The sequence below is a fragment of the Micromonospora arida genome (assembly GCF_003857035.1).
GTDB classification, from domain to species: domain Bacteria; phylum Actinomycetota; class Actinomycetes; order Mycobacteriales; family Micromonosporaceae; genus Micromonospora; species Micromonospora arida.
This window is the reverse complement of sequence record NZ_QGSY01000050.1, coordinates 1-5,699: the sequence shown is the minus strand read 5'-3', so window position 1 is coordinate 5,699 and position 5,699 is coordinate 1. Positions and strand designations below refer to the sequence as shown.

Here is a 5,699-nt window from a genome sequence, read left to right as displayed (position 1 = left end):
ATCGGGTGGTCATTGACGGGGGGCGGGCGTCAGCGACGGATGTCGGTGGGATCTCCACGCGCCAACGGTGACCGGCATATTGACATCCATCATCACCTGTATAACGTTATAGAGCCGCGCCGACCCTCCCGTCAATGCTTGTTCATCAATGCCTGGTCGGCCCGCCGGTCGAATTCGCGAGAGGTTGGGGATGGGCGTCAACCTGAAGGACATCGCCCAGCGCGCCGGTGTCTCCCTGGCCACGGTCTCGAACGTGGTCAACGGGTACCGGCCGGTGGGGGAGCGGACCCGACAACGGGTGCAGCAGGCGATCGACGAACTCGGTTACAGCCCCAACCTCGGCGCCCGGCATCTCCGTCGGGGCCGCACCGGCCTGATCGCCCTGGCCGTCCCGGAACTGACCAACCCGTACTTCGCCGAACTCGCCGAGATCGCCATCGCCGAGGCCGCCGCGCTCGGCTACACGCTCGTCATGGAGAACACCGCCGCGGACCGGGAGGCGGAGTTGGCGCTCCTCGACGGCTCGCGACAGCGCATCATCGACGGCCTGATCCTCAGCCCGGTGCGCATCGGCCGGGAGGAGGTGCTGGCCCGGACGGCCGGCAGCCCACTCGTGCTGATCGGCGAGGGCGTCTACGACGTGCCACACGACCACATCGCCATCGACAACGTCGCCGCCAGCCACGCGGCTATCCGGCATCTCGTGGCGATCGGCCGCCGCCGGATAGCGTTCATCGGCGCCACCCCGGGCGGTGACCGACAGTCGGCCCACCTGCGGGTCCGGGGTTACCGGGAGGCGCTTGCTGCCGCCGGCCTGCCGTACCGACCACGGTTGGTCGCCGGCACCGACGCGTTCGGTCGGCTCGACGGCATGCGCGCCATGCGTGACCTGCTCGCCCTCGGTGACCCGCCGGACGCGGTGTTCGGTTACAACGACATGGTCGCCATCGGCGCGCTGCGGGCGCTGGCCGAGGCCGATCACCGGGTGCCCGAGGACGTCGCGGTGGTCGGGATCGACGACATCGAGGAGGGGCGGTTCACCGCCCCGACCCTCACCACGATCGCCCCGGACAAGAGGGAGATCGGCCGTCTCGCGGTGCGCCGCCTCATCGCCCGCATCGAGGGCGCGGAGGTCGCGGGGCCGCTGACCGTGCAGACGCCGTTCCGGCTCCTTCGCCGGGAGAGCACCGGCACGCCGGACGCCTGACCACCGGTCGCCCACGGGCCGCGCGAGATCCATACCGCCGGTGGTACGACCCAGAGAGGATGACCCGCTAGATCCATAGTCCTCAATATGATGACCGCTATCTCGACTGCGGTGCGCTCACGAGGCGTGCCATCCTGATGCGGAGGAATGCATGGTTCGCTGGCGTACCCTCACTGGCCTGCTGGCCACCGCGTTGGCCGCGGTGACCGCGGCCAGCCTCACCCTCACCGCGCCGGCCGCCGCGGCCGACAGCCCCGTGACGCCGAACGTCGTCGGCGGCACCCGCGCCGCTCAGGGCGAGTTCCCGTTCATGGTGCGTCTCTCGATGGGCTGCGGCGGGGCGCTGTACAGCCCCCGGCTGGTGCTCACCGCGGCACACTGCGTGGGCGCGACCGGCACCAACACCAGCATCACCGCGACGCTCGGGACCGTCGACCTCCAGTCGTCCAGCCGGATCACCGTCCGGTCCAACTACGTCTACCGTGCCCCCGGCTACAACGGCTCCGGCCGCGACTGGGCGTTGATCCGGCTGGCCAGCCCCGTCACCGGGCTGAGCACGCTGCCGATCGCCAGCACGACCGCGTACGACAGCGGCACCTTCACCGTGGCCGGCTGGGGTGCCGCGCGCGAGGGCGGGGGCCAGCAGCGGTACCTGCTCAAGGCGACCGTGCCGTTCGTCAGCGACTCCACCTGCAACGCCAACTACGGCGGGGATCTCATCCCCGCCCAGGAGATCTGCGCCGGCTACGCCAGCGGCGGCACGGACACCTGCCAGGGTGACTCGGGCGGCCCGATGTTCCGCCGCGACGCCAGCAACGCCTGGATCCAGGTCGGCATCGTCAGCTGGGGCTACGGCTGCGCCCGGCCCAACTACCCGGGTGTCTACACCCAGGTGAGCTACTTCGCCTCGTCGATCGCTTCGGCCGCGGCGAGCCTCGGCGGCTGACCGTACGACGGGACGGCCAGCCAGCGCGCCGGCCGTCCCGCCACCGCTCGGGCGGCCCGGACGACACGGTCCGGGTCGCCCGTTCGTGCCGTCCCGCCGGGAGGGCGGCGAGTGGGCCACCCGACAGATTCGGCGGGCCCTCCGTGCGCCGCCGGCCGCAGCGGCGATGATGGGCCGGTGAAGATCCTGTCCATCCAGTCGTCGGTCGCCTACGGTCACGTCGGCAACTCGGCGGCGGCCTTTCCGCTGCAACGCCTCGGGCACGAGGTCTGGCCGGTCCTGACTGTGCACTTCTCCAACCACACCGGGTATGGCGCGTGGCGGGGCCCGATGCTCCCGGCGGCGGACGTGGCGGAGGTGATCGCGGGTATCGAGGACCGCGGTGTCCTCGGCAGCGCCGACGCGGTGCTCTCCGGCTACCAGGGCGACCCGGCCATGGGCGCGGTGATCCTGGACGCGGTGGCGACGGTGAAGGCGGCCAACCCGGCCGCGGTGTACTGCTGTGACCCGGTGATGGGCGACGCCGGTCGGGGCATGTTCGTCCGGCCGGGGATTCCGGAGTACCTACGGGACACCGTCGTGCCCCGTGCGGACATCATCACGCCGAACCACTTCGAGCTGGACTTCCTCGCCGGTCGCACCACGAACTCGCTGGCCGAGGTGCTCGACGCGGTCGACGTGGTGCGCGCGACCGGGCCACGGCACGTCCTGGTGACCAGCGTGCTCCACGGCGACCTGCCGCCGGACTCGCTGGAGGTGGTGGCGGTCTCCGACGAGGGCGCCTGGGCGGTGACCACGCCGCTGCTGCCGATCAACCCGAACGGTGGGGGCGACGTCACCGCGGCGCTGTACCTCGCCCACCTGTGGACGACGGGCTCACCCGCGACCGCGCTGGAACGCACCATCGCCTCCGTCTACGCCGTGCTCGAGGCCACTCTCGCGGCGGGCACCCGGGAGATCCAGCTGATCGCGGCGCAGGACGTCATCGCCGACCCGCCGGCCCGGTTCACCGCCCGCCGGCTGCGCTGACGGCGGGTCGCGGGCCCCGGACCGGCTGCACTGACGACGGTCGCGGACTCCGGACCGGCTGGGTTCGACGACGGTCGCGGACTCCGGACCGGCTGCGTTTGACGACGGGCGCTGACCGCGGACCGGTGGTGGTCAGCGACCCTCGGGAACGGCCATCTCGCCGAGCAGCGACCAGTCCTCCTGCGGCACCGTGGCGTTCACGATCCGCGGAGTCTCGGCCAGGTGCGGCGGCAGGGTCTCCTGGGCCGCGCGGAAATGCGCGGACTGGACGTGGGCCGCGCCGGCCTGGTCGTCGCGGAACGCCTCGACCAGCACGTACTCGGTGGGATCGTCCACGCTACGGGACCAGTCGAACCACAGGCAGCCCGGCTCCGCCCGGGTCGCCTCGGTGAACTCGGCGGCGATCTGTGGCCACCGGTCGGCGTGCTCGGCCAGGACCCGGAACTTGGCGGTAATGAAGATCATGGCCCCAGGCTACCCAGCCGGGCGGGCGCGGGCGACGACCTCCTCGGGGGTCAACGGCGCCTTCGGGTGGTGCGTCAGGCACAGCGGGGTGCGGACCTTGACGAACGAGAACCCTTCCCCGGCCGCGTAGAACTCACCGCTGTTGAGCAGGCCGATGTCGGGCAGTCGCCCGCCCTTGGCCTCGGCGAGCTGCCGGGCCGCGTCAATCTGCGCCGGCGCGTTGAGCAGCCCGAAGAACTGCGTCGTCGCGTTGCCGGAGATCTGGTTGTGCAGACCCTTGGGTGCCTGGGTGGCGAAGACCAGCCCGAGCCCGTACTTGCGGGCCTGCGAGGCCAGCGCGATCGAGCTGGCGGTGCAGGCCGTGGTGCCGGTCGAGGGCGCGAGCGTCTGCGCCTCGTCCATCACGAACAGCCCGCCCAGCGGTCGGTCACCGGCGGGGTGCCGCTTGATCCACGCGAAGAGCGCCATCTGCAACTGGTTGACGAAGCTCTGCCGCTCCTGGTCGGAGGTGAGGCCGACGAAGCTGATCACCGACACCCGGGCCCGCCGCCCCGCCGACGGCGTCAGCAGCAGCCCCGGGTCGGCCGGCGCGCCGACCCCGCCGAAGAGCGGATCGGTGACCATCGCCGCCTTGAGCGCCTCGGCCAACTCCTCGGCGAGCTTCCCGGCGCGGGCCAGCCGACTGACCCCCTCGGGCAGATCGGTGAGGAACTCGGTGAAGCCGGGCAGGCCCACCATCCCGCTGCGCGCGTACGCCTGGAGGGCCTCGGTGAGGACAGCCTTGCCCTGCTGGGCGAGCCTGCTCGACCGGTCGACACCGGCTCGGGGCGCGAGCGCCTCCACGGCGGAACGGACGGCCTGGTCGAACTCGTCGGGCCAGTCCCGCAGGGAGGTGAAGTCGGGCAGCGGCTGGAAGCTCAGCGGCCGACCGGCGGTGACCCGGGGCGTCCACACCACCACCTCGGTGTGTGCGAGGTAGTCGGCGGCGCGTTCGGCGTCGCCGGGGCCCCAGCCGCCCGGCGGGTCGGGCCACGGGTCGCCGAGCCGGGCCAGGTCGTTGTTGGGGTCGAGCACGATCGCGGAGACCCCTTCGCGGGCGCACTCCTCGACCAGCCGACGGATCAGCACGGTCTTGCCCGAGCCGGACCCGGCGAACACGACCGCGTGGCGGCGCAACGACTCCAGGGGAACCGTGAAGGGGTGACCTCCGTCGACGGTCCGCCCCAGCCCGACGGCCCGGCCGCCCTCGCGGACCACGGGCTCGGCCGGGTCAGCGGGTACGGGCTCGGCCGTCGCGCCGGTCGACACGCCAGCGGGGACGTCGGCTTCCGCCACGTTCGTCGGGTCGGATTCGGGGCCGCCCGACGGTGGCTCGTCGTCGTCGGGCGTCGGCGGCTGGGCGCCGCCGCCCGTCCCGTCGGGCCCGGGCAGGACCGCGCGGAACAGGTCGGTGCCGCTGGCCGGACGGCGGGCCACCAGCCACTCCTGTAGGGCCGTGGACGGTTCGGCCGCCATCACCCGCAGCGCCGCGAAGACCCGCAGGTCCGCCTCCGGCACGGCACACCGCAGGCCGCCGGCCGCGTCGAAGCCGGTCAACACCTCGGTCGTACGCTTCCCGGTCGGCCACGGACCGTTGCGCAGCAGGATCAGCCGCCGTTGTGGCAGGTCCCGGTCCAACCCTGCGAGGGTGCAGGCGGCCTTGACCCGGGCGGTGACGGCGATGGCATTGGGGTGTGCGATGGCCCGGAAGCACCAGTGCGCCTCGTTCTCGGTGGCCTCGTCGAGCACCTCGATGAGCCGCCCGTGCAGCGCGGGCTTGCGGCCGGGCGGCGGATCGTACTTGTAGGTGGCGCCGGTCGGCGCCTGCTCGGCGATCCAGGCGGCCAGGCCGGCGGCGAGCAGCGGCGGCATGTGCTCGTCTTCGCTCTTCGGGTCGACGGCGGCCGACACGTCCGCGGCCTCGACCAGTTCGGCGAACCGCGCGTCCAACTCGTGCAGGCGGCGCTCGTCCGTGGTCGGATCGGCGGAAGCGCCACGGGCGGTGCTGATCGT

Annotated in this window: 5 protein-coding genes; 3 read left to right on the top strand and 2 right to left on the bottom strand. The window is 72.6% G+C overall.

Translation table 11 applies throughout. The annotated features are described in order from the left end of the window. The first annotated feature begins 190 nt into the window (after window positions 1-190). From DLJ58_RS00725 to pdxY, 3 genes are all read left to right on the top strand, one after another. Window positions 191-1,207 carry a LacI family DNA-binding transcriptional regulator gene (locus DLJ58_RS00725; protein ID WP_124853386.1) on the top strand — a complete coding sequence of 339 codons (1,017 nt, stop codon included), beginning with the start codon at window positions 191-193 and terminating at the stop codon, window positions 1,205-1,207. A gap of 151 nt (window positions 1,208-1,358) precedes the next feature. Beyond that, entirely contained in the window at window positions 1,359-2,153 is a 795-nt protein-coding gene (locus DLJ58_RS00720; RefSeq protein WP_124853385.1) for a S1 family peptidase, read from the top strand. Window positions 2,154-2,330: 177 nt separating this feature from the next. Next, a complete protein-coding gene (pdxY, locus tag DLJ58_RS00715; RefSeq protein ID WP_124853384.1) occupies window positions 2,331-3,182 on the top strand; it encodes a pyridoxal kinase PdxY in 852 nt (283 codons plus the stop codon). Window positions 3,183-3,314: 132 nt separating this feature from the next. Here pdxY and DLJ58_RS00710 read toward each other — a convergent pair whose 3' ends face one another. Both DLJ58_RS00710 and DLJ58_RS00705 read right to left on the bottom strand, forming a co-directional pair. Beyond that, window positions 3,315-3,647: a putative quinol monooxygenase gene (locus DLJ58_RS00710; protein ID WP_124853383.1), complete on the bottom strand. Its 333-nt coding sequence runs from the start codon at window positions 3,645-3,647 to the stop codon at window positions 3,315-3,317. A gap of 9 nt (window positions 3,648-3,656) precedes the next feature. Next, window positions 3,657-5,699, bottom strand: a 2,043-nt coding sequence (locus tag DLJ58_RS00705) for an ATP-binding protein (protein ID WP_148097958.1), incomplete at its 5' end; no start/stop codon positions are given.

Bases quoted from the DNA above. Each gene is read 5' to 3' on its own strand.
- DLJ58_RS00725 (WP_124853386.1), top strand. From the start codon at position 191: ATGGGCGTCAACCTGAAGGACATCGCCCAGCGCGCCGGTGTCTCCCTG.
- DLJ58_RS00720 (WP_124853385.1), top strand. From the start codon at position 1,359: ATGGTTCGCTGGCGTACCCTCACTGGCCTGCTGGCCACCGCGTTGGCC.
- DLJ58_RS00710 (WP_124853383.1), bottom strand. From the start codon at position 3,647: ATGATCTTCATTACCGCCAAGTTCCGGGTCCTGGCCGAGCACGCCGAC.